Source organism: Dankookia sp. GCM10030260 (assembly GCF_042666655.1).
Lineage (GTDB): Bacteria > Pseudomonadota > Alphaproteobacteria > Acetobacterales > Acetobacteraceae > Paracraurococcus.
This window is the reverse complement of the sequence record NZ_JBHTDE010000001.1, coordinates 963,767-984,515: the sequence shown is the minus strand read 5'-3', so window position 1 is coordinate 984,515 and position 20,749 is coordinate 963,767. Positions and strand designations below refer to the sequence as shown.

Here is a 20,749-nt window from a genome sequence, read left to right as displayed (position 1 = left end):
ACAAGGGCGTGCGGCAAGCGGCCTTGGGTTGGCGGGCATTCCGGGCCTAGACTGCGGCATCCCGCAGAGAAGGTCCCGCCGATGACCCCGCCCCGCAATTCCACCGCCGCCCGCGACGTCGCCTACGCGCTCCACCCCTATACCGACCACAAGGCGCACCTGATCAACGGCCCGATGGTGATCAACCGCGGCAAGGGCGTGAAGGTCTTCGACGACCAGGGCAAGGACTACATCGAGAGCGTCGCCGGGCTCTGGTGCGCCAGCCTCGGCTTCGACAACGAGCGCCTGGTGCAGGCCGCCACCGACCAGATGCGGAAGCTCCCCTTCTACCACTCCTTCACCGGCAAGTCGCACGAGCCGATGGTGGACCTGGCGGAGATGCTGATCGAGCGCGCGCCGGTGCCGATGAGCAAGGTGTTCTTCGCCAATTCGGGGTCCGAGGCGAACGACAGCGTCATCAAGATCCTCTGGTACATGAACAACGCCATCGGCCGGCCGGCGAAGAAGAAGATCATCAGCCGGCTGAAGGGCTACCACGGGATCACGCTGGCGGCGGCCTGCCTCACCGGCCTGCCGGCCAACCACAAGCTGTTCGACCTGCCGCTGCCGGGCTTCATCCATGTCGGCACGCCGCACCACTACCACAACGCGCTGCCCGGCGAGTCGGAGGAAGACTTCGCCACCCGCCTGGCCGCCGAGCTGGAGGAGGTGATCCTGAAGGAGGGCCCGGAGACGGTGGCCGCCTTCTATGCCGAGCCCTTCATGGGCGCCGGCGGCGTCATCATCCCGCCCGCCACCTATTTCGAGAAGATCCAGGTGGTGCTGAAGAAGTACGACGTGCTGATGTGCGTCGACGAGGTGATTGCCGGCTTCTTCCGCACCGGCAATTACTGGGGCAGCCAGACCTTCGCCATACAGCCGGACATCCTGGTCTGCGCCAAGGCGCTGTCGGCGGCCTACCTGCCGATCTCGGCGGTGATGGTGAACGAGCGGGTCTTCCAGGGCATCGCCGAGGGGTCGTCCACCGTCGGCACCTGGGGCCACGGCTTCACCTATTCCGGCCATCCGGTGCCGGCCGCGGTCGCCATCGAGACGCTGAAGATCTACGACGAGCTGGACATGCTCTCCCATGTCCGGAAGGTCGGGCCGCACATGCAGGCGGCGCTGCAGCAGCGCTTTGCCGAGCACCCGATGGTCGGCGAGGTCCGCGGCGTCGGGCTGGTGGCGGCGGTCGAGCTGGTCGAGGACAAGGCGAAGGCCAGGAATTTCGACCCGGCGAAGAAGATCGGCCCGCGGCTGACCAAGCTGGGCGAGAAGCACGGCGTCATCATGCGCGCCATGACCAACGACAGCATCGGCTTCTCGCCGCCGCTGATCATCTCGACCGCCGAGATCGACGAGATGGTCGACCGGGTGGGCCGGGCGCTGGACGAGCTCTCGGTCGAGCTGCGCCGCGAGAGCATCGCCGCGGTCTGACCCGCCCGCAGGCAGGCGGTCCTGCGGGACCGCCTGCCCCGCCCGCTATCGTCATGGCCGGGCCCGACCCGGCCATGCCCCTCCCGCCGGCAAGCACTCCGTGGCCCCGGGCCTGACGGGTCGGGACCGCCTCTTCCGGAGCCCGACCCGGCCCCCCCATGCAGATCCCGACTTCCCTCGCCGCGCCGAGCCTGCCGCTCGCGGTCGCGCTGGCCATCGCGCCGGTCGCCGGCGTGCTGCAATCCAAGGCCATCGCGCCGATCGCCACCCTGGCGCTGCTGCTGTGCGTCGTCGCGCACCGGCGTCGGCACGGTGCCTGGCCCTGGCCGCAGGGCGGCGCCGCCGGGGTGGCGCTGGCGCTGTTCGGCTGGGCGGCGGTGACCGCGCTTTGGGCGCCGGAGCCGCTGCGGGCGCTCGGCACCGCCGTGCAGGTCGGCGGCTTCGTGGCGCTTGGTGCCGCCGCGGCCCGGGCGATGGCCGCCGAGGACGAGGCGGCGAAGCACCGGCTGGTCCTGGTGGCGACCGGCGGGCTGGTCGCCGGGCTGGCGCTGGCGGCGCTGGACGCGCTGACCGGGCATGCCATCCGCGCCGCGGTGCGCGGGCTGAAGGAGGTCCCGGTCACCCTCGCCTTCGGCCTCAAGCCGGCGGCCTCCGCCATGGGGCTCTGGCTGCCGCTGGTCGCCGCGTCCGGCCTGTCGCGCTGGCTGCGCAGCCTGGTCCTGGCGGCGGGTGCCGCGGTGCTGGTGCTGCTGCCGGGCGAGGCAGCCAAGCTCGCGGTGGTCGCCGGTGGCCTGGCTGGCGCGGCGACTTGGCTGGCGCCGCGCTGGGCGCCGCGGCTGCTGGGCGCCGGCCTGGCGCTGGCGATCCTCGCCATGCCGGTGGTGCTGGGGCCGGTGCTGGCGCAGGGCGTGCCGGCGGACCGCATCGCCCCCTCGGCGGCGCACCGGCTGCTGATCTGGGACTTCGTCATCGACCGGATCGCCGAGCGGCCCATAGCAGGCTGGGGGATGGAGGCGAGCCGCGAGATCCCCGGCCACCGCGATCCCCCGACCCTCGAGGCGCTCCGGCGCTTCCACCTCACCGACCCGGGGGCGGCGCTGTGGCTGCCGACGGCGAAGCTGCTGCCGCTGCATCCGCACAACGGCGCCTTGCAGCTCTGGCTGGAGCTCGGCCTGCCCGGTGCCCTGCTGGGCGCGGCGCTGGCGCTGCTGCTGGGCGCGGCGGCGGCACGGTCGCCGCGCCCGGCGGTGGCGACGGCGGTGCTGGCGGCGGCCAGCGTCACCGCGATGCTGAGCTTCGGCGCCTGGCAGGAATGGTGGGTCGGCGCGGAGTTGATGGCATTGGCGGGCGTCGCCGCCCTGCCGGGGCGTCAGTCGGCCTAGGCTTCGAAGGCCAGGGAGGAAGCATCCTCCCTGAACCCTCCTCTATTGTTGTGGGTTTGCACCGGCCGCGCGGCGGGTGCCGACTCGGAAAAAGGCAGAGTGGGGTCGGACGCAGGCGCCCAACGGGAAGGGAATGGCTTGCCCTCCCCAGGCTTCTCAGCGCTCGACCGGCGGCAGGCTGCGCAGGAAGGCGATCAGCGCCGCCATGTCCGGCGGCGCGATGTCGCGGTACTCGGCGAAGGCCATCGGCGGGTGCAGCCGGCGGCCGTCGCGGGAGATGCCGGTGCGGATCGCCCGCTCGATCTCCGCATCGGTCCAGGCGCCGAGCCCGCTGGTCCGGCTTGAGGTCAGGTTGGCGGCGACCGCGCTGCCCCAGGGCCCGGCGAAGGCCTGGCCCCCGGCGCCGAGCTTCGTCGTGTCGCGCCGGCCGCCTTCCAGCATGGGCGTGTGGCATTCGGTGCAATGCGCTACCGGCCCGGCGAGGTAGGCGCCATAGGCCACCGCATCGGCCCGCGGCGGCGCCGCGACCCGGCCCACCGGCGGGCCATAGGAAGGCGGCAGCGGGATACGGTAGGTGGATTTCTCCGACACGCTGGACACCGCCGGGACGCTGCGCAGATAGGCGACCATCGCCGCCAGGTCGTCGTCGGACAGGCCGCGATAAAGGCCGATCGGCATCGGCGGCCCGATGACCGAGCCGTCGGGGCGGATGCCCTCGCGGATCGCCCGGCCGATCTGCGCATCGGTCCAGCCGCCGATGCCGGTGGCGCGGTCCGGGGTGATGTTCGAGGCGACGGCGCGGAAGGGCGGGATGTCCTCGACCACCCAGTTGCCTGCCAGCGCCTTGCCCGGCAGCGGACCGTCCGGGCCTTTCGGGGTGTGGCAATTGCCGCAGGCGGCGATGGTCTCCACCAGGTAGCGGCCGCGCTCCAGCGGTGTCTCCGCCGCGGCGGCGCCGAGCGACGCGGCCAGGGCCAAGGCGAGCATGGCAGTGCCGCGGCGAACCCGCTTCCAGGCTTCGATCGTCATGCAGGCAGTCCTCCCGCGGCGGAGGCTAGCCTCGCATGCCGGCGATGCGCAATGATACGCGGCCGGGCACGCATCGATCCGCTGGACCACACCGCATCACGGGATGCGGCGCGGCTACGGGCAGGCGGTCAGCGTGCCCGGGCGATGCAGAATTCGACGATATCGGCGAGGGCCCGACGCTCCGGCCCGTCGGGGAAGCCCTGCAGGGCCGCCAGGGCCTTGTCGCCGTAGAAGCGCGCCCGCTCGACCGTGTCGTGCAGCGCCCGGTGGCGGGCGATCAGCCGCTGCGCTTCGGCCAGGTCCTCGGGGCCCTGCTCACGCTCCTCCAGCACCCGGCGCCAGAAGCCGCGCTCGGCCTCGCTGCCGCGCTCGAAGGCCAGCAGCACCGGCAGGGTGATCTTGCCCTCGCGGAAATCGTCGCCGACCGTCTTGCCGAGTTGTTCCTGCTCCGCCGAGTAGTCCAGCGCGTCGTCCACCAGCTGGAAGGCGGTGCCGAGGGTGCGGCCATAGACGTCCAGCGCCTCCTCCTCCGCCACCGGCCGGTCGGCCACCACGGCGCCGATCCGGGTGGCGGCGGCGAACAGCGCGGCGGTCTTGCCCTCGATGACCTGGAGGTACTGGTCCTCGGTCGTCGTGGTGTCGTTCTGGGTGACGAGCTGCAGCACCTCGCCCTCGGCGATGGTCGAGGAGGCGGCGGAGAGGATCGCCAGCACCTTCAGCGAGCCATCCTCCACCATCAGCTCGAAGGCCCGGGCGAACAGGAAGTCGCCGACCAGGACCGAGGGCTTGTTGCCGAACAGCGCATTGGCGCTGGCCTGGCCGCGGCGCAGCGAGCTTTCATCCACCACGTCGTCGTGCAGCAGGGTCGCGGTATGGATGAACTCGACGCAGGCCGCGAGCAGCACGTGGCGATGGCCGCGATAGCCGCACAGCCGCGCCGCGGCGAGGGTGAGCAGCGGCCGCAGCCGCTTGCCGCCGGCCGCGACGATATGCGCCGCCAGTTGCGGGATCAGCGCTACCGGGCTTTGCATCTTCTCGACGATCAGCCGATTGCAGGCTTCGAGATCCGCGCGCACCAACGCCGTCAGCGCCGTCAGCGCATCCTCACCGCCGGACGCGGCCCTGTTGATCGGCGATGCTACCGGCATCGCACCCGCTTCCGCGTCCACTTCACTTGACCCAGTCCTAGGGGGCGGCACCATAACGACGCTCCCAGATGGCGGCAAGCGCAGGGAAAACAAGGATTTCGCTCGGAATGCGTGTCGTCGTCGAGAGCACCGATCCGGTGCGGGTGAGTTTCCTGCTGGCTTTGCTGCGCGATGCGGGCATCGCATGCATCGTGCTGGATGCGCATATCAGCGCGCTCGAGGGCGGGATCGGCGCCTTCCCGCGCCGCTTGGTGGTGGCCACGGACGACCTCGCCCAGGCCCGCCGGGTGCTGCGCGAGGCCGGCGAGGACGCCGCATGACCGACGCCGCGGCGCTGACCGAGGACCGCCTGCTCGACGGCCGGGTGCTGCTGCTGCAGCCACGGCGCGGGCTGCGGGCCGGGCTGGACGCGGTGCTGCTGGCCGCCGGCGTGCCCGCGCTGCCCGGCCAGCGGGTGCTGGAGGCCGGCTGCGGCAGCGGCGCCGGCTTCCTCTGCCTGGCGGCCCGGGTGCCGGACCTGGCGATCCTGGCGGTGGAGCGGGATGCCGAATTGGCGGCGCTGGCACGGGCCAATGCCGCGGCCAACGGCTTGGCCGGGCGAGTGGAGGTGATCACCGGCGACGTGCGAGATCTGGACCTGCTCCGCCGGCTGCCGCCCTGCGATCACGCCTTCGCCAACCCGCCCTTCTGGCCCGGTGGCACCGCGCCGCCGGAGGCGCTGCGGCGGGCGGCGACGCATGAGGAGGCCAGCCTGGTCGACTGGGCGCGGTTCCTGGCGGCGCCCCTGGCGCGGCGCGGCAGCGTGAGCCTGATCCTGCCGGCGGCGCGGCTGGATGCCGCCATGGCGGCCCTGGCGGCGGCCGGCTGCGGCGGGACCCGGCTGGTGCCGTTCTGGCCACGTGGCGGGCAGGCGGCCAAGCGGCTGCTGCTGCAGGCCCGGCGCGGCGGGCGCGGGCCGGCACGGGTGGAGCCGGGCCTGGTGCTGCACCAGGCCGCCGGCTTCACCGCGGCGGCGGAGGCCATCCTGCGGGATGCCGCGGCGCTGTCGGGCTGAGGAGCCTGCGGGCGGGGGCGGCCCCGCCCGGTGATCAGCTTTCCTGCGTCTCCGGATGGCGCAGGTACCAGAGCCGCTCATGCGCCGCGACCAGGCTTTCCATGTTCCGGCGGCGGTTGGTGTCCGGCGAGACCGGGCGGCGCGTCAGCATCATCTCGAGGATACGCAGCAGCTGCTCGGCGACTTCGTAGTCGGCCTGATCGCAGGCGTGGTGAAAGGCGATCAGGATCTTGTCGGACAGGCGGCGGCTATGTCGCGGTGCGGTGCCGCGCGTGGCCTCGCGGGCGCCTTCCAGGTCCGAAGCCTCGTCCACCATCATACTCGTCTCCAGACCCGGCCGGTCGGTGCCAGGCCACCGGCTTATGACACATAAGATCGAAGCAAACCTACCGGCGTGCAAGCCGCCGCCCGCCTAGCCCGGACCTCCGGCGCCGACCGGGACCGGGCCGCCGAGCCTGACGCCCATCTGGGCGGCGATCGTGGCGGCGATGTCCTCTGGCCGCAGCTCGGGCCGGAACAACGACCGGACCCGGGCATCCGGTCCGACCAGGTAGATGAAGCTGGAATGGTCCATCAGGTAGTCCGTCATGTCCGGGCGCTGCGCGCGTGCATAGTAGACGCGATAGCGTCGCGCTACCTCTGCGATCTGCTCCGGCGTGCCGGTCAGCCCCTGCAGCCGCGGATGGAAGCGGCTGACATAGTCGGCAAGCGCCGCCGGCGTGTCGCGCTGCGGGTCGATGGTGATGAAGACGGGCGTCACCGCCTCCCCCGCCTTGCCCATCGCGTCGAGTGCCGCGGCCATGGTGCCGAGCTCGGTCGGGCAGACATCGGGGCAGTAGCTATAGCCGAAATAGATCAGCATCCAGCGGCCGGCATAGTCCTTCTCGGTCACCGGCTGGCGGGCCTGGTCGACCAGGCTGAAGGCACCGCCCAGGGCCATGCCCTGCGGCAGTTGCACCCCGCCGGCGCCGGGCACCGGCATCTGGCCGCCGAAGATCTGGCCGAGTCGGGCGGCGAAAGCCTCGCCCAGGCCTTCCCCCGGGGCACGGGTCACCCAGGCATAGGCCCAGACGCCGCCGAGCAGGACGGCGAGCAAGACGGCAAGGATGCGGATGGTCCTGAGCATGCGCACCGTTTAGCGGCGGGACTGGTTGCATGCCAGCGCAGGAAGCAAGGATGGGGGAAGGTATTTCCCCCACCCTCCCCGTTACGTCCGTGCGTCAGCTTGCCTCGGCAGGGGAGGCCGACCAGTCGGCACCGATGCTGGGGGCCCAGACATCCTCCCAGCTGCCCTCGGTGCTGGCGCGGGAATACTCGGTCGAGCGGTTCTCGAAGAAATTGGTGTGCTCGACCGCGTTCAGCATCTCGTCGAGCCAGGGCAGCGGGTTCTTCTCGATGTGGTAGTGCGGCTCGAGACCCAGCTGCTGCAGCCGGCGATCGGCGATGAAGCGGATATACTGCTTGGTCTGCGCCGCATCCAGGCCCTCGACCCCGCCCAGCTCGAAGGCCAGGTCGATGAAGCTGTCCTCGTGCTCGACGATGGTGGCGCAGATCTCGGTCAGCTCCTGCTTCAGCTGCTCGGTCCAGATCTCCGGGTTCTCCTGCACGAAGGTGCGGAACAGCCGGATGATCGACAGGCAGTGCAGCGTCTCGTCGCGCACGGACCAGGAGACGATCTGCCCCATCCCCTTCATCTTGTTGAAGCGGGGGAAGTTCATCAGGATGGCGAAGGAGGCGAAGAGCTGCAGCCCCTCGGTGAAGGCCCCGAAGGCGGCGAGGGTCTTGGCGATCTCGGTCTTGTTGGCGACCGAGAAGTTCTGCATGTAGTCGAACTTGTCCTTCATCTCCTTGTACTTGAGGAAGGCGGTGTACTCGACCTCCGGCATCCCCACCGTGTCGAGCAGGTGCGAATAGGCCGCGATGTGGATGGTCTCGGTGTTGCTGAACGCCGACATCATCATCAGCACTTCCGTCGGCTTGAACACCTGGGAGTAGTGCTTCATGTAGCAGTTGTTCACCTCGACATCCGCCTGGGTGAAGAAGCGGAAGATCTGCGTCAGCAGGTTCTTCTCGGTCGGCGTGAGGTTCTTCTGCCAGTCCTTGACGTCGTCGGCGAGCGGGACCTCCTCCGGCAGCCAGTGGATGCGCTGCTGCATCAGCCAGGCGTCATAGGCCCAGGGGTAGCGGAAGGGCTTGTAGACCGGGTTGGCGGTCAGCAGGTCGAAGCGGACCGGATGCTGGTCGGGTGGGAAATTGCCGTCGGCCATGGTGCCCGTCATTCGTTGTGCTTTGGGGGATGTGGGGTCGGGTCGAAGGCTGTCCATGGGAAGGACAGCCCCCTAGCGACGGCGACGCCGGCCTACTGGCAGGCGAGGCATTCCTCGTAGTCCGTGCTGGTGCCGGCCTTGGCCAGGATCGCCATCGGCCGCGGCTGCGGCACATGGGCCGCCATCACGTCGCCCTGCCCGACCACCTTCTCGGAGATCGTGTCGGCCCGCTGGATCGACAGGCTGCGGCAGTAGTAGAGCGACTTCATGCCGCGCTTCCACGCCATGACGTGAATCTGGTGCAGGTCCTTCTTGTGCACGTTGGCCGGCAGGAAGAGGTTCACCGACTGGCTCTGGCAGATGAAGGGCGTGCGGTCGGCGGCGTGTTCCACCACCCAGCGCTGGTCGAGCTCGAAGGCGGTGCGGAAGGTCGCCCGCTCCTGCTCGGTGAGGAAATCCAGGTGCTGCACGCTGCCCTTGTTGACCGTGATGGTGGTCCAGGTCTCGGCATCGTCGCGGCCGTGCTTCGCCAGCACCTTCTTCAGGTAGGGGTTGCGGACGATGTAGCTGCCGGACAGCGTCTTGTGGTTGTAGACATTGGCGGCGATCGGCTCGATCCCGGGGCTCGCGCCGCCGCAGATGATGGAGATGCTGGCGGTCGGCGCGATCGCCATCTTGTTCGAGAAGCGCTCCATGAAGCCGTATTCGGCGGCATCCGGGCAGGGCCCCCGCTCCTCCGCCAGGATGCGGCTGGCGACATCGGCCTGCTCGCGGATGTGCTTGAACATCCGCTTGTTCCAGACCTTCGCCACCACGCTCTCGAAGGGCACGTTCAGCCCCTGCAGGAAGCTGTGGAAGCCCATGACGCCGAGGCCGACGCTGCGCTCGCGCATGGCGGCGTATTTCGCCTTCGCCATGCTGTCGGGGGCGGTGTCGATGAACTCCTGCAGCACGTTGTCGAGGAAGCGCATCACGTCGGGGATGAAGCGCGGGTTGTCCTTCCACTCGAACCAGGTCTCGAGGTTGAGCGAGGACAGGCAACAGACCGCGGTGCGGTCGCGGCCATGCTGGTCGCGCCCGGTCGGCAGGGTGATCTCGGAGCAGAGGTTGGAGGTCTTGACCTCCAGCCCGGCCAGCTTGTGGTGCGCCGGCAGCGCCCGGTTCACCTGATCGGAGAAGATCAAATAGGGCTCGCCGGTCTCGATCCGCGCCGTGAGGATGCGGATCCACAGGCCGCGTGCCGAGATCTTCTTGACCAGGGCGCCGTCCTTCGGGCTGGTCAGCGCCCAGTCCTCGTCGGCCTCGACCGCGCGCATGAAGGCGTCCGGCAGCAGCACGCCGTGGTGCAGGTTCAGCGCCTTGCGGTTCGGGTCGCCGCCGGTCGGGCGGCGGATCTCGATGAATTCCTCGATCTCGGGGTGGGAGACCGGCAGGTAGCAGGCGGCCGAGCCGCGCCGCAGCGAGCCCTGGCTGATGGCGAGGGTCAGGCTGTCCATCACCCGGATGAAGGGCACGACGCCCGAGGTCTTGCCGTTGCGGCCGACCTTCTCGCCGATGCCGCGCAGGTTGCCCCAGTAGCTGCCGATGCCGCCGCCCTTGGCGGCCAGCCAGACATTCTCGTTCCACAGCCCGACGATGCCGTCGAGGCTGTCGGAGGCCTCGTTCAGGAAGCAGGAGATCGGCAGGCCGCGCGTGGTGCCGCCGTTCGACAGCACCGGCGTCGCCGGCATGAACCAGAGCTTGCTGATATAGTCGTAGATCCGCTGCGCATGCGCGGCGTCGTCGCCGAAGGCACTGGCCACGCGGGCGAACAGATCCTGATAGCTCTCACCCGGCAGCAGGTAGCGGTCATCGAGCGTCGCCTTGCCGAAATCGGTCAGCAACGCGTCACGCGTCCGATCCACCTGGACCTGGTGATGTCCTTCCAATTGTACCGCATCGAACACGGTGACATCCCCCTCAAGCCCGCGGACCGGAGCATGCATGTTGGATGGTTCCTACACAAGATATTGGAGCGAGAGAGCCAGTCTAACACCATATCGGGTATCGGGTTCAAAAAAATCGTCGCGCCGCAAGCCCAGGTGAAAGGCCGATGTTCTTGATACGTTCAAGTATAGGGCCGCGATCGCGGGTTGCCCGTCAAGCGCTTTCCCGGGGCGCGACGCGGTATCGGGCTGGAGGGTGATTCGCGCCCGGGGCTCAGCCCGGATTCGCCGCCTGGCGGGCCGGCCTGGCGGTGCAGCCGGGCGCGTCCGGGGCGCAGGGCGCCGCCCGGCGCGGCTTCGTCGGCGCGGCCCCGGCCTGGCCTTCGGCCGACTCGGTCCTGGCGGCCGGCTTCCGCCGCGCCGGCTCCGGCTTGGCCTGGGCACCCGTGCCTTTGTCCCAGCCGCGCACCTCGGCCCAGATATCGCCCGGCTCGGTCTGCAGCGGCGCCAGGCCAGGGCCCCCGGCCGCCCCGTTGCCGGGTCGCGCCCCGGCGCCGGCGCGCGGCGCGTTCTGCGCCGCGGCCAGGGTCGGCAGCAGCAGGATCAGCGCAACGGCGGCGGCCCGGCGCCAGCCGGGCCGGGCCGCGCGCGCCTGGGAAGCGGGCATGACCATCATCCTCGAACTTGGAAGGCCGGTCTTTGTCAGGGATCGCCCGCCGGGCGCAAGCCTATCCGCCGATGGGGCGCGTCCCGCACCAGTCCGCGATGAAGCCGGCAATCGCCAGCGTCGTCCGCTGCAGGTGGGCGAGCTCGGTGCGCTCGTCGAAGGCATGCGCCCCCTCCCCGCGCGGCCCGTAGCAGAGGCCGGGGATGCCGAAATAGCGGCCGTAGAAGCGGGTGTCGTTCACCGCGGTGGTGATCCGCGCCGGCATCGCCTCCCCGAAGACCTGGGCATGGGCGGCGGCCAGCACGGCCTCCGCCTCGGTCCCCGGCTCCAGCACGTAGCCATCCGCCAGGAAGCCGTGCCAGGTGACCGAGGGCGGGTTGTTGGCCAGGAAATTGTCCGTCCTCGCGGCGGCGGCGACGCAGCGCTCCACCGCGGCCTGGGCCTCCGCCACCTCGGTGCCGGGCAGCAGGCCGATGCGGCAATCCACCTCGCACCAGGCCGGGGTCGAGGAGGCCCAGTCGCCGCCGCGGATGATGCCGGGGTTGAACTTCAACGGCGACTCGATCCCGGCATACCAGGGATCGGCCTTGGCCGCCGCGTTGATCGCCTTGGTATGGTCCTGCAGCGCCTGGATCAGGTGATAGGCCGACAGGATGGCGTTGCTGCCGGATTGCGCCACCGCGACATGCACCGGTACCCCGCGCACCGCGATGCGGAACCACAGCGTGCCGGTATGCGCCCGGGTGATGGTGCCGCCGGTCGGCTCCGGGATCAGCGCCGCCTCCGCCCGGTAGCCGCGCACCAGGGTGGAAAGCGCGCCGTTGCCGGTGCTCTCCTCCTCGGTCACCGTCTGCAGGTGGACGTCGGCGGCCGGCTCCAGCCCGGCCGTCTTCAGCGCATCCATGGCGAAGACCATGGCGGCGACGCCCGACTTCATGTCGTGCGCGCCGCGGCCGTACATCCAGCCATCCTTGATGGTCGCGGCATAGGGCGGGTAGGTCCACATCTCGAGCGGGCCTTCCGGCACGACGTCGATATGGCCCTGCAGGATCAGGCTGCGACCCGTTGGATCCTTGGCCCGGTGGGTGGCGACGACCTGGACCGACTTCGCCGGATCGACCTCGACCATCGGGCTTGCCTTGGGGTGCTGGGCCAGCGGCACGTCCGCCAGGGTATAGCGGTCCACGCCATAGCCGCGTGCGGCAAGCTGCCGCGCCATCCAGTCCTGCAGCGGCGCCTCGTTGCCGCGGGTGCTGGGGAAGCGGACCAGGTCGCCGAGGAAGCCGACCTCCTGCGCGAAATTCGCCTCCACGGCGGCGGCGAGGCGGGCGAGCAGGGCGGCGTCGGGCATGGGGCGGTCCTTCCGGTGCAACCCGGCGAAGGTCCGCCCCAGGCCCGTCCCGGTCAACCTGCCCTCACCCCGGGGGGCGTGCCAGCCGCGGCTCGGTCATGTTGGGCGGGCTGGGGTCGTAGACCACCCTGTCGCGCCGCCCGGCCCAGGCGTTCTTCAGGTTGATCACCGGGATCAGCCCCTTGTCCTCCAGCAGCGCCCGCATCGCCGCCTGGGTCAGGTCGCGCCGCCGCTCCTCGTCCATCGTGGTCAGGGCCTCGGACAGCGGCCCGTCCACCGCCGGGTTCGAATAGCGCTGCCGGTTGAAGGCCCCGTGGCCGAGCTCGGCGTTGCGCGTCATCACCACGTTGCGCAGCGGGATGATCGAGCTGTAGCTGCTGTAGTAGGTCATGAACATCGAGAAGTCGCGGTTGGTCGCCTTGGTGAAGAGGCTGGCCGGCGGCAGGGTCTGCACCTGCGCCTCGACGCCGATGCGGGAGAAACCCTGGGCGATCGCCTGCAGCAGGTTGTCATCCGAAGGAAAGAAGCCGTTCGGCCCGTGCAGGGTCATGCGGAAGCCCTGGCCGTAGCCGGCCTCCGCCAGCAGCGCCCGGCCGCGTGCGGGATCGAAGGGCAGCGGCCCGATCCCCTCCAGCCGGTGCTCCGCCCCAGGGGCGGCGAACTGGTCGGCCGGGGAGGCGAGGCCGCTGTAGAGCCGGTCCGCGATCTGCTGGCGCGGGATCGACAGCGACAGCGCCTCCCGCACCCGCCGGTCGGCAAGGGGATTCGCGGGCAGGGGCTTGCCCTGCTTGTCCACCACGAAGGGCGAGGATTCCCGCATCGCATCGGGTGCGAGGTAGACGAAGGTGATGCTGTCGATCTGGAAGACCGCGAAGCGCGCATCCTGCTGCAGTCGCGGCACGTCCTGGACCGGGACATAGTCGATCAGGTCGACCTCGCCTGCCAGCAGCGCCGCGGTGCGGGACCCGGCCTGCGGGATGTAGCGGTAGACCACGCGGTCCCAGGGCTCGACCGGCCCGTACCAGTCCATGTTGCGGGCCAGTTCCAGCCGCTCGCTGTGGCGGTAGTCGACATGGCGGTAGGGGCCGGTGCCGATCATCAGCTTGCCGCTGTTGAAGTCGGCGGTCTGCGGGCTCGGCCCATGCACCTTGCGCGAGAGGATGACCGGCGAGCTCATGTCGAACCGCATCATCGGGTTCGGCTCCCGCGTCCGCAGCAGGATGGTCTCCCGGTCCACCACCTCGACCGCCGCGATGCTGCGCACGGCGGAGGTGAACAGCGCCGGGCTGTTCGGCACGGTGGGCACGCGGGCGAAGGTGAAGGCGACGTCCTCGGCCTCGAAGGGCGTGCCGTCGTGGAAGCGGGCCTCGGTGTTGAGCTTGACCTCCCAGGTCAGGTCGTCCAGCGGCCGCATGCTGCGCGCCAGCCGCGGCTGGAAGCGCGCCTTGGTGTCGAGGTCGAACAGCGGCTCGAACACCATCCGGGCGATCTGGTTGTTGTTCTGCGTGTTGTGGTAATGCGGGTCGAGCGCACTCGGCGGCGTCTGCGCGCCGATGGTGAGCACGCGCTGCGCGCCGGCGGGCGCAGCGGCAAGGAGCGCGGCCGTGACGGCCGCCGCCAACTGACGATGCATGGAGACCTCCCGATCGGCCGGTCTCTGCCGGCCTGGTCGGGAAAGCCTGCGGTAGCGCGCCGGCTCAGGTCAAGCGATAGACGCCGGCGTTATCGAATCGGCGGCGCATATTGCAGCCCGCCCTTGGTCCAGAGGTTGTTGATGCCGCGCGGCACGCCCATCGGGGTGATGTTGCGTTCCCAGCTCTCCTCGAAATTGCCGACCTGGCGGATGATCTTCACCGCCCAGTCGTTCTCGAGCCCCATCGCGCGGCCGAAATCGCCCGACTTGCCGAGCAGCCGCTGCACGTCGGGGTTGGTGCTGGCCATGAAGCTGTCGATGTTCTTGCTGGTGATGCCCAGCTCCTCCGCGGTCACCATGGCGAAGTGGCTCCAGCGCACCACGTCGAACCAGCGCCAGTCGCCCTTGCGCACCACGCCGCCCAGCGGCTCCTTCGAGATGATCTCCGGCAGCAGCACGAACTGCTCGCCCTCGTTGCCCTGGCTGGTGCGGAAGGAGGCGAGCGACGAGGCGTCGTTGGTGTAGGCGTCGCAGCGGCCGCTGACGAAGGCCTGGCGGATCTCCTCCGGCTGCTCGATCACCACCGGGGTCATCTTCATCCTGTTGGTGCGGAAGTAGTCGGCCAGGTTCAGCTCGGTCGTGGTGCCCGGCTGCACGCAGACCGTGGCGCCATGCAGTTGCCTGGCCGAGGTGACGCCGAGCGATTGCTTCACCATGAAGCCCTGGCCGTCGTAGAAATTGACCGAGGCGAAGGCGAGGCCGAGCTGCGCCTCCCGCCCCGGGGTCCAGGTCGTGTTGCGCGCCAGCATGTCGACCTCGCCCGACTGCAGCGCGGTGAAGCGCAGCTGCGAGTGGTCGGCACGAACTTCACCTTGGACGCATCGCCGAGCACCGCGGCGGCCACCGCGCGGCAGGCATCGACGTCGAGCCCGCTGTAGTTGCCGCGCGCATCCGGCAGCGCGAAGCCGACCGCGTTGATCGAGACGCCGCAGGACAGCTGACCGCGCGCGCGGATCGCGCCGATGGTGTCGGGCGCCGGCTGCGCCACGGCGGCGAAGGCCGAGACGACGGTTCCGAGCAGCGCCATCCCAAGGCGCCCGGCCTGCTGATGCATCGCTTCCGTTCCCCTTCCAGGCTTGGGCTTCCACGGCCCGAAGCCAAGCTTCGCCGCCGCGGGATGCCGCGTGCGAGATCCTTTCCAATATATTTCTTACCAAAAATAAACGGCCAAGAATGTAGGTGTCAGGCCACTTTCACATTTTTGCCTACGAAACGTATATTATCTTCAATGCTTGCACTTGCTGTGTGACGCAGGGTAACCGGAACCGCCGCCGGCGCTTGAGCCGGTGCGTGACGCAAGTCAGGGGGGTACGGGGACGCTGGATCCCCGGCCGCGGCCCGAGTGCGCGCCAAAGGTGCGACACAGGCTCCCCCGCCCAAAACCGATGACCTCAACGCGGGAGACCGGGTTTTATGAGCAGCTATTTTTCTGAGAGCTTCGACAACGGGATCGGCGCCCTCAACCACACCTGGGGCAACGGCATCGACACCAGCGTGCGTGGCCAGGTGACGATCAGCGGCAACAGCGGGATCATGGAGCGGCCCTGGGGCGACGCCGCCGGGCATGGCTACGGCACCTACAGCATCACCGCGTCGATGACCGGCAATGCCGAAGGCCCTGCCGCCCTGCTGTGGCCAGGCAACGACAAGTGGCCCGGGCCGGAATTCGACCTGGCCGAGGTCATCAACGGCACGCCCTACGGCACCATGCATTTCCGCGGCTCGAACGGCGGCGACGTCTACGGTTCGGTCTACTACACCGGCGTCGACGAAACGAAGGTGCACACCTACTCGCTCGACTGGCAGCCGGGCAGCCTCACTTTCTCGGTCGATGGCCGCGTCTACGGCGGCTTCACCGACAATGTCGGCCGCGACTACGACCACGGCGGCATCAACGAGGTGTTCTCGATCATGAACCGCAGCGGCGGCACCTCGATCACCGTCTACGACATCTCCTACTCCCCGTCCGGCGGCGGTGGCGGTGGTGGCGGCGGCAACGCGGTGCAGGCCGAGGTGACGACGAGCGGCAGCTCGACGCAGCCCGCGACCAGCGTGGCCAGCAATGGCCAGCCCGCCTGGTGGCCGGCCTGGGAAGCGGCCTGGAATGCGAACCACAACAGCGGCGATACCAGCTGGCAGGGTGAATTCTGGGCCCATGTCGCCGCCGGCGACTACATGATGGCATGATACGTGGTGGGCGGGCCGGATCCGGGCCGCCCACCGCCGCCTGGACCGCGATGCGTTCACGTCGGCTCAGGCGTCATGGTCCAGCCATTGTCTGGGCGCGTGGATCAGCGTCTTCGACGAGTCCGCCTCAACGCATCCCGCTCCAGGCGTCGGGTGTCAGCAAGCCAAGCTTCGGCAAGCCGGCCTTCGCCGGCGAGTCCGACGCTACTCCCACTCGATCGTCCCCGGCGGCTTCGAGGTGATGTCGTAGGTCACCCGGTTGATCCCGCGCACCTCGTTGACGATCCGCCCGGCGACGCGGGTGAGGAATTCCATGCTGAACGGAAACACGTCGGCCGTCATGCCATCCGTGCTGGTCACCGCCCGCAGCGCGCAGGCGGAATCGTAGGTCCGGCCATCGCCCATCACGCCCACGGTGCGCACCGGCAGCAGCACGGTGAAGGCCTGCCAGATCGCGTCGTAGAGGCCCGCGGCGCGGATCTCCTCCAGGTAGATGGTATCGGCCTTGCGCAGGATGTCGGCCTTATCCCGCGTCACCTCGCCGGGGATGCGGATGGCCAGGCCCGGCCCCGGGAAGGGATGCCGGCCGACGATCTCCTCCGGCATGCCGAGCTCGCGCCCGAGCACGCGGACCTCGTCCTTGAACAGGTCGCGCAGCGGCTCGACCAGCTTCATCCGCATATGGGCGGGCAGGCCGCCGACGTTGTGGTGGCTCTTGATCGTCACGCTCGGCCCGCCGGTGGCCGAGACGCTCTCGATCACGTCCGGATAGAGCGTGCCCTGGGCAAGGAAATCGGCGCCGCCGATCTTCGCCTGCTCCTCCTCGAACACCTCGATGAACAGCCGGCCGATGGTCTTCCGCTTCAACTCCGGGTCGGTCACCCCGGACAGCTGGCCGAGGAAGAGCTCGGAGGCATCGCGGTGCACCAGGCGGATGTTGAAGCGGTCGCGGAAGGTCTTCACCACCTGCTCCGACTCGCCCGCCCGCATCAGCCCGTGGTCGACATAGATGCAGGTGAGCTGGTCGCCGATCGCCTCGTGCAGCAGCACCGCGGCGACGCTCGAATCGACGCCGCCCGACAGGCCGCAGATGACGCGCCCCGTGCCGACCTGGGCGCGGATGCGCTCGATCATCTCGGCGCGGAAGGCTCCCATGGTCCAGTCACCGCGGCAGCCGCAGACCAGATGGGTGAAATTGCGCAGCAAGGCGCCGCCATGCGGGGTGTGCACCACTTCCGGGTGGAACATGGTTCCGTAGTAGTGCCGCGCGTCGTCGGCGATCAGCGCGAAGGGCGCGCCCTCGCTGCTGGCGACCACGCGGAAGCCGGGCGGCAGCTGGGTGATCCGGTCGCCATGGCTCATCCAGACCTGCTCGCGCGCGCCGGGCGCCCAGATCCCCTGGGTGATGGCGCATTCGCCGGTGACGTCGATATGGGCGCGGCCGAACTCGGCCGGGTGGCCGCCTTCCACCGTGCCGCCCAGCTGCGTCGCCAGGGTCTGCTGGCCGTAGCAGATGCCGAGCACCGGCAGGCCGCTGTCGAAGACATAGGCCGGGGCGCGGGGCGAGGCGCCCTCGGTCACGCTGGCCGGGCCGCCCGAGAGGATGATGCCGCGCGGCGCGAAGGCCCGGATGCGGTCGTCGGCGGCGGTGAAAGGCCAGACCTCGCAATAGACCCCGGTTTCCCGCAGCCGGCGCGCGATCAGCTGCGTCACCTGGCTGCCGAAGTCGAGGATGAGGATACGGTCGTGCTGGCCGGCGGAGGGAGCGGGGTCGTTCATGGCGCCTTGCAGCACAGCGCCGCGAGCCGGGCAAGCATTGCGCGCGTTGCCGCCCCGATCCCTACCCTTCCGGGGCTGCCGCGGTCGCCGTCAGCAGGGTCTCGATCGGGTCCCAGACGAAGGCCATCTGCTGCATCGTCCGGCCGGCGAAGCGGATCGCCTCCTGCGCCGCCGGGCGGCCATGCAGGCGCTGGTAGAACCACCGGCTCGGATTGTCCTGCAGCACCCAGAGCATGGCGGACCGGCAGCCGACCACCGCCAGATGCGCCGCCATGGCCCGCATCAGCCGGCGGCCGACGCCGCGGTCGCGGTAGTCGTCCAGCAGGTAGAGCGTCTCGACCTCGCCCTGCGCCAGCCAGTCGCGCCGGGCCCTTCCGCCGGAGGTGAAGCCGATGATGGTGCCGCCCTCCCCCGCCGTATCCGCCGGCGCGTCGGCGCCCGAGGCGACGGCGACGAAGACCGCATGGCCGTTGCGGCGATCGGTGATCGCCTGCTCGTAGCCCGCGGCATGCCGCAACGGCGACAGGTCCGCCAAATAGTCGTCGGGCAGCACGCCGGCATAGGCCGTGCGCCAGGTCGCGACATGCACGGCGCCGATGGCTTCGGCGTCGGTGGCGCGGGCGCGGCGGATGCAGATCATGGCTGCGCGCTTCCCTTCCCCAAGGCTGTGGTCCTGGCCTCAGGACCTACGTTGCAAGACTGCGGCGAAAAAACCATCCGTGCCATGCTGCGCGGGGCTGGTGACCAGAAACTTTCCCTCGCCCGGCGGATCGCCCGGCATCCCCGCCGCGGCCCAGGCCTCGGCCAGGGGCAGCGGGGCGAAATCCGGATGGCGGTCGAGGAAACCGGCGACCTGGTCCTCATTCTCCTCGGGCAGCACCGAACAGGTAGCATAGACGAGACGCCCCGCAGGCCGCACCAGTTCCGCCGCCAGGTCCAGGATTTCACCCTGCTTTGTACGCAGCTCCGCGAGATCCTGGGAACCGGTGCGCAGCCGCGCGTCTGGGTTGCGCCGCCAAGTTCCTGTACCCGTGCAGGGTGCATCGACCAGCACCCGGTCGAATTGCCCGGCCCGGCGCTTGGCCCAGCGGTCGCCGGGCTCCAGCAGATGCCGTTCGGCATTGTCGACCCCGGCGCGGCGGAGCCGGCGGACCGCGCCTTCCAGCCTTGGTGCGTTGACGTCGCAGGCGGTGATGCGGCCCTTGTTCCGCATGGTCGCCGCCAGCGCCAGGGTCTTGCCCCCCGCCCCGGCGCAGAGGTCGGCCACCCGCAGCCCGGGCCGGGCATCGCACAGCAGGGCGATCAGCTGGCTGCCCTCGTCCTGCACCTCGATCAGCCCCTCGGTGAAGGCCTTCGTGGCGGTGACCGCGCGGCGGCTCGGCAGCCGCAGGCCCCAGGGCGACCAGCGGGTCGGCTCGCACTCGAACCCCTCGGCGGCCAGCGCCGCGGCGGCCGCCTCCCGCGTCCCCTTCAGCAGGTTGGCGCGCAGGTCGAGCGGCGCCGGGCTCTCCATCGCCGCCGCCTCCGCGGCCAGGCGGTCGCCGAAGCGGGCGCGGAAGCCGGGCAGCACCCAGGCCGGCAGGTTCAGCCGGACCTCCTCGGGCATGTCGGGATGGACCAGGCCGCTGACCACGGCCGCCGCCGCCTCACGGTGATGCGCCAGGGTCCGCAGCAGCCGCTCCTCCAGCACGTTCAGCGGCTCGGCGGCGTATTGCCCGCCGGGGAAGGCGCGCAGCACGGCCTCGACCGGCTGGCCCTCGACCAGCAGCAGCTCGGCCGCGGCCAGCATCCGGCCGGTCGGCCGGCACTTGGCCCAGGCCAGCCACCAGTCGAGCCGCATCCGCTGCCGCACCACCCCCCAGGCGCGGTCGGCGACGGCGCGGCGGTCGCCGCCGCCGATGAAGCGGCGGGCGCGGAAGAAGTCGTTGGCGATGGCGTCGGCCGGGCGGCGCGGCTGCGCCTCCAGCGCCTCCAGCAGCTCGATCGCGGCGGCCAGGCGGGCGGCGGGGGTCATGCGAGGCGCTCTGGCAGGGCGGCCAGGTCGGCCAGGATCACCGCGGTCTGGTCGAGCCAGTATTCCGCCGGCCCGCCCGCGCGGTTCACCCAGAAGACCCGGAAGCCGAAGCGCTGCGCCCCGTAGGCGTCCCAGGGGTTGGAGGAGACGAAGACGACCTCGTGCGGCTGGCAGCCGAAGCGGGCGGTGGCCAGGGCATAGACCCGCGGGTCCGGCTTGAAGCAGCGCAGCGGCTGGACCGAGAGCACGTCGTCGAGCAGCGGCCCGAGGCCCCCGGCGGCGACCGAGGCCTCCAGCATCTCCGGCGAGCCGTTCGACAGTATGGCGGTCGGGATGCCCCGGACGCGCAGCGCGGCCAGCATCGGCGCGGCCTCCGGATAGGCGTCGAGCGTGCGGTAGGCAGCCAGCAGGTCGGCCCGCAGCGTGGCATCGGCCACCCCATGCACCGCCAGCGCATGGTCGAGCGCCTTTTCGGTGAGCGCCCAGAACGGCTCGTAGGCGCCGGTGGCGGAGAGGATCCAGCTCCATTCGATCTGCTTGGCGCGCCAGAGCGCCGAGACTGCGCCGGCCTGCTGCCCCAGCCGGGCGGCATGGCGGCCGACCGCGGCATGCACGTCGAGCAGCGTGCCATAGGCGTCGAAGATCGCGGCTTTCGGCTGCGGCATCTGGTCTCTCCGGTCAGGCGGACCCTGTAGCCCATTCACGGCGGAAAGGCGGCATGCCGCATGGCTGGCCCTTCCGGCGCGGCTTCGGCAGACTGCGGCGCGGACAAGAAAC

At 70.3% G+C, this 20,749-nt stretch carries 18 protein-coding genes and 1 pseudogene; 5 read left to right on the top strand and 14 right to left on the bottom strand.

From position 1 onward, the window contains the following. Positions 1–81: 81 nt before the first annotated feature. Both ACFQS7_RS04730 and ACFQS7_RS04725 read left to right on the top strand, forming a co-directional pair. Positions 82–1,476 carry an aspartate aminotransferase family protein gene (locus ACFQS7_RS04730; RefSeq protein ID WP_380065864.1) on the top strand — a complete coding sequence of 465 codons (1,395 nt, stop codon included), beginning with the start codon at positions 82–84 and terminating at the stop codon, positions 1,474–1,476. A 158-nt stretch (positions 1,477–1,634) separates the two neighbouring features. Then, positions 1,635–2,858: an O-antigen ligase family protein gene (locus ACFQS7_RS04725; protein WP_380065863.1), complete on the top strand. Its 1,224-nt coding sequence runs from the start codon at positions 1,635–1,637 to the stop codon at positions 2,856–2,858. A gap of 156 nt (positions 2,859–3,014) precedes the next feature. Here ACFQS7_RS04725 and ACFQS7_RS04720 read toward each other — a convergent pair whose 3' ends face one another. Both ACFQS7_RS04720 and ACFQS7_RS04715 read right to left on the bottom strand, forming a co-directional pair. Next, positions 3,015–3,887 (bottom strand): c-type cytochrome, encoded by an 873-nt coding sequence (locus ACFQS7_RS04720; RefSeq protein ID WP_380065862.1) that lies wholly within the window; start codon positions 3,885–3,887, stop codon positions 3,015–3,017. A gap of 128 nt (positions 3,888–4,015) precedes the next feature. Then, positions 4,016–5,035: a polyprenyl synthetase family protein gene (locus tag ACFQS7_RS04715; protein WP_380065861.1), complete on the bottom strand. Its 1,020-nt coding sequence runs from the start codon at positions 5,033–5,035 to the stop codon at positions 4,016–4,018. A gap of 107 nt (positions 5,036–5,142) precedes the next feature. Between ACFQS7_RS04715 and ACFQS7_RS04710 the strand changes: the two genes are divergently transcribed. Continuing rightward, positions 5,143–5,355, top strand: coding sequence for a DUF2007 domain-containing protein (locus ACFQS7_RS04710; protein WP_380065860.1), 213 nt, complete (start codon positions 5,143–5,145; stop codon positions 5,353–5,355). Beyond that, positions 5,352–6,089, top strand: a complete 738-nt coding sequence (locus tag ACFQS7_RS04705) for a tRNA1(Val) (adenine(37)-N6)-methyltransferase (RefSeq protein ID WP_380065859.1) — start codon at positions 5,352–5,354, stop codon at positions 6,087–6,089. The genes ACFQS7_RS04710 and ACFQS7_RS04705 overlap by 4 nt, the downstream gene beginning before the upstream one ends. Positions 6,090–6,123: 34 nt before the next feature. Here ACFQS7_RS04705 and ACFQS7_RS04700 read toward each other — a convergent pair whose 3' ends face one another. The 8 genes and pseudogenes from ACFQS7_RS04700 to ACFQS7_RS04665 form a co-directional block, all read right to left on the bottom strand. Continuing rightward, positions 6,124–6,405 carry a hypothetical protein gene (locus tag ACFQS7_RS04700; RefSeq protein WP_380066195.1) on the bottom strand — a complete coding sequence of 94 codons (282 nt, stop codon included), beginning with the start codon at positions 6,403–6,405 and terminating at the stop codon, positions 6,124–6,126. 96 nt (positions 6,406–6,501) lie between these two features. Then, positions 6,502–7,215: an SCO family protein gene (locus ACFQS7_RS04695; RefSeq protein WP_380065858.1), complete on the bottom strand. Its 714-nt coding sequence runs from the start codon at positions 7,213–7,215 to the stop codon at positions 6,502–6,504. Between the two features lie 94 nt (positions 7,216–7,309). Then, the gene (locus ACFQS7_RS04690; protein ID WP_380065857.1) at positions 7,310–8,368 is read right to left on the bottom strand and encodes a ribonucleotide-diphosphate reductase subunit beta; all 1,059 of its coding nucleotides are present in this window, start codon (positions 8,366–8,368) and stop codon (positions 7,310–7,312) included. A gap of 80 nt (positions 8,369–8,448) precedes the next feature. Beyond that, a complete protein-coding gene (locus ACFQS7_RS04685; protein ID WP_380065856.1) occupies positions 8,449–10,341 on the bottom strand; it encodes a ribonucleoside-diphosphate reductase subunit alpha in 1,893 nt (630 codons plus the stop codon). 214 nt (positions 10,342–10,555) lie between these two features. After that, positions 10,556–10,948, bottom strand: coding sequence for a hypothetical protein (locus ACFQS7_RS04680; RefSeq protein WP_380065855.1), 393 nt, complete (start codon positions 10,946–10,948; stop codon positions 10,556–10,558). Between the two features lie 61 nt (positions 10,949–11,009). After that, positions 11,010–12,299, bottom strand: coding sequence for an ArgE/DapE family deacylase (locus tag ACFQS7_RS04675; RefSeq protein ID WP_380065854.1), 1,290 nt, complete (start codon positions 12,297–12,299; stop codon positions 11,010–11,012). 64 nt (positions 12,300–12,363) lie between these two features. After that, positions 12,364–13,932 carry an ABC transporter substrate-binding protein gene (locus ACFQS7_RS04670; RefSeq protein WP_380065853.1) on the bottom strand — a complete coding sequence of 523 codons (1,569 nt, stop codon included), beginning with the start codon at positions 13,930–13,932 and terminating at the stop codon, positions 12,364–12,366. Between the two features lie 89 nt (positions 13,933–14,021). After that, a pseudogene (locus ACFQS7_RS04665) lies at positions 14,022–15,046 on the bottom strand (amino acid ABC transporter substrate-binding protein). A gap of 359 nt (positions 15,047–15,405) precedes the next feature. Here ACFQS7_RS04665 and ACFQS7_RS04660 point away from each other — a divergent pair. Further along, the gene (locus ACFQS7_RS04660; protein ID WP_380065852.1) at positions 15,406–16,179 is read left to right on the top strand and encodes a family 16 glycosylhydrolase; all 774 of its coding nucleotides are present in this window, start codon (positions 15,406–15,408) and stop codon (positions 16,177–16,179) included. A 204-nt stretch (positions 16,180–16,383) separates the two neighbouring features. Here the strand turns inward: ACFQS7_RS04660 and guaA are convergent, their stop codons facing one another. The 4 genes from guaA to ACFQS7_RS04640 form a co-directional block, all read right to left on the bottom strand. Next, positions 16,384–17,958 carry a glutamine-hydrolyzing GMP synthase gene (guaA, locus tag ACFQS7_RS04655; protein WP_380065851.1) on the bottom strand — a complete coding sequence of 525 codons (1,575 nt, stop codon included), beginning with the start codon at positions 17,956–17,958 and terminating at the stop codon, positions 16,384–16,386. A gap of 61 nt (positions 17,959–18,019) precedes the next feature. Then, on the bottom strand, positions 18,020–18,598 hold the full coding sequence (locus ACFQS7_RS04650; RefSeq protein ID WP_380065850.1) for a GNAT family N-acetyltransferase: 579 nt from the start codon (positions 18,596–18,598) through the stop codon (positions 18,020–18,022). Positions 18,599–18,637: 39 nt separating this feature from the next. Further along, a complete protein-coding gene (locus tag ACFQS7_RS04645; RefSeq protein WP_380065849.1) occupies positions 18,638–19,972 on the bottom strand; it encodes an RsmB/NOP family class I SAM-dependent RNA methyltransferase in 1,335 nt (444 codons plus the stop codon). Beyond that, positions 19,969–20,637, bottom strand: coding sequence for a haloacid dehalogenase type II (locus ACFQS7_RS04640; RefSeq protein ID WP_380065848.1), 669 nt, complete (start codon positions 20,635–20,637; stop codon positions 19,969–19,971). Before ACFQS7_RS04640 ends, ACFQS7_RS04645 begins: the two co-directional genes overlap by 4 nt. Positions 20,638–20,749 lie beyond the last annotated feature (112 nt).

What these genes read in the sequence shown, in the direction of transcription:
- ACFQS7_RS04730 (WP_380065864.1), top strand. Translation starts at nt 82, where the DNA reads ATGACCCCGCCCCGCAATTCCACCGCCGCCCGCGACGTCGCCTACGCG.
- ACFQS7_RS04725 (WP_380065863.1), top strand. Translation starts at nt 1,635, where the DNA reads ATGCAGATCCCGACTTCCCTCGCCGCGCCGAGCCTGCCGCTCGCGGTC.
- ACFQS7_RS04720 (WP_380065862.1), bottom strand. Translation starts at nt 3,887, where the DNA reads ATGACGATCGAAGCCTGGAAGCGGGTTCGCCGCGGCACTGCCATGCTC.
- ACFQS7_RS04715 (WP_380065861.1), bottom strand. Translation starts at nt 5,035, where the DNA reads ATGCCGGTAGCATCGCCGATCAACAGGGCCGCGTCCGGCGGTGAGGAT.
- ACFQS7_RS04710 (WP_380065860.1), top strand. Translation starts at nt 5,143, where the DNA reads ATGCGTGTCGTCGTCGAGAGCACCGATCCGGTGCGGGTGAGTTTCCTG.
- ACFQS7_RS04705 (WP_380065859.1), top strand. Translation starts at nt 5,352, where the DNA reads ATGACCGACGCCGCGGCGCTGACCGAGGACCGCCTGCTCGACGGCCGG.
- ACFQS7_RS04700 (WP_380066195.1), bottom strand. Translation starts at nt 6,405, where the DNA reads ATGGTGGACGAGGCTTCGGACCTGGAAGGCGCCCGCGAGGCCACGCGC.
- ACFQS7_RS04695 (WP_380065858.1), bottom strand. Translation starts at nt 7,215, where the DNA reads ATGCTCAGGACCATCCGCATCCTTGCCGTCTTGCTCGCCGTCCTGCTC.
- ACFQS7_RS04690 (WP_380065857.1), bottom strand. Translation starts at nt 8,368, where the DNA reads ATGACGGGCACCATGGCCGACGGCAATTTCCCACCCGACCAGCATCCG.
- ACFQS7_RS04685 (WP_380065856.1), bottom strand. Translation starts at nt 10,341, where the DNA reads ATGCATGCTCCGGTCCGCGGGCTTGAGGGGGATGTCACCGTGTTCGAT.
- ACFQS7_RS04680 (WP_380065855.1), bottom strand. Translation starts at nt 10,948, where the DNA reads ATGCCCGCTTCCCAGGCGCGCGCGGCCCGGCCCGGCTGGCGCCGGGCC.
- ACFQS7_RS04675 (WP_380065854.1), bottom strand. Translation starts at nt 12,299, where the DNA reads ATGCCCGACGCCGCCCTGCTCGCCCGCCTCGCCGCCGCCGTGGAGGCG.
- ACFQS7_RS04670 (WP_380065853.1), bottom strand. Translation starts at nt 13,932, where the DNA reads ATGCATCGTCAGTTGGCGGCGGCCGTCACGGCCGCGCTCCTTGCCGCT.
- ACFQS7_RS04660 (WP_380065852.1), top strand. Translation starts at nt 15,406, where the DNA reads ATGAGCAGCTATTTTTCTGAGAGCTTCGACAACGGGATCGGCGCCCTC.
- guaA (WP_380065851.1), bottom strand. Translation starts at nt 17,958, where the DNA reads ATGAACGACCCCGCTCCCTCCGCCGGCCAGCACGACCGTATCCTCATC.
- ACFQS7_RS04650 (WP_380065850.1), bottom strand. Translation starts at nt 18,598, where the DNA reads ATGATCTGCATCCGCCGCGCCCGCGCCACCGACGCCGAAGCCATCGGC.
- ACFQS7_RS04645 (WP_380065849.1), bottom strand. Translation starts at nt 19,972, where the DNA reads ATGACCCCCGCCGCCCGCCTGGCCGCCGCGATCGAGCTGCTGGAGGCG.
- ACFQS7_RS04640 (WP_380065848.1), bottom strand. Translation starts at nt 20,637, where the DNA reads ATGCCGCAGCCGAAAGCCGCGATCTTCGACGCCTATGGCACGCTGCTC.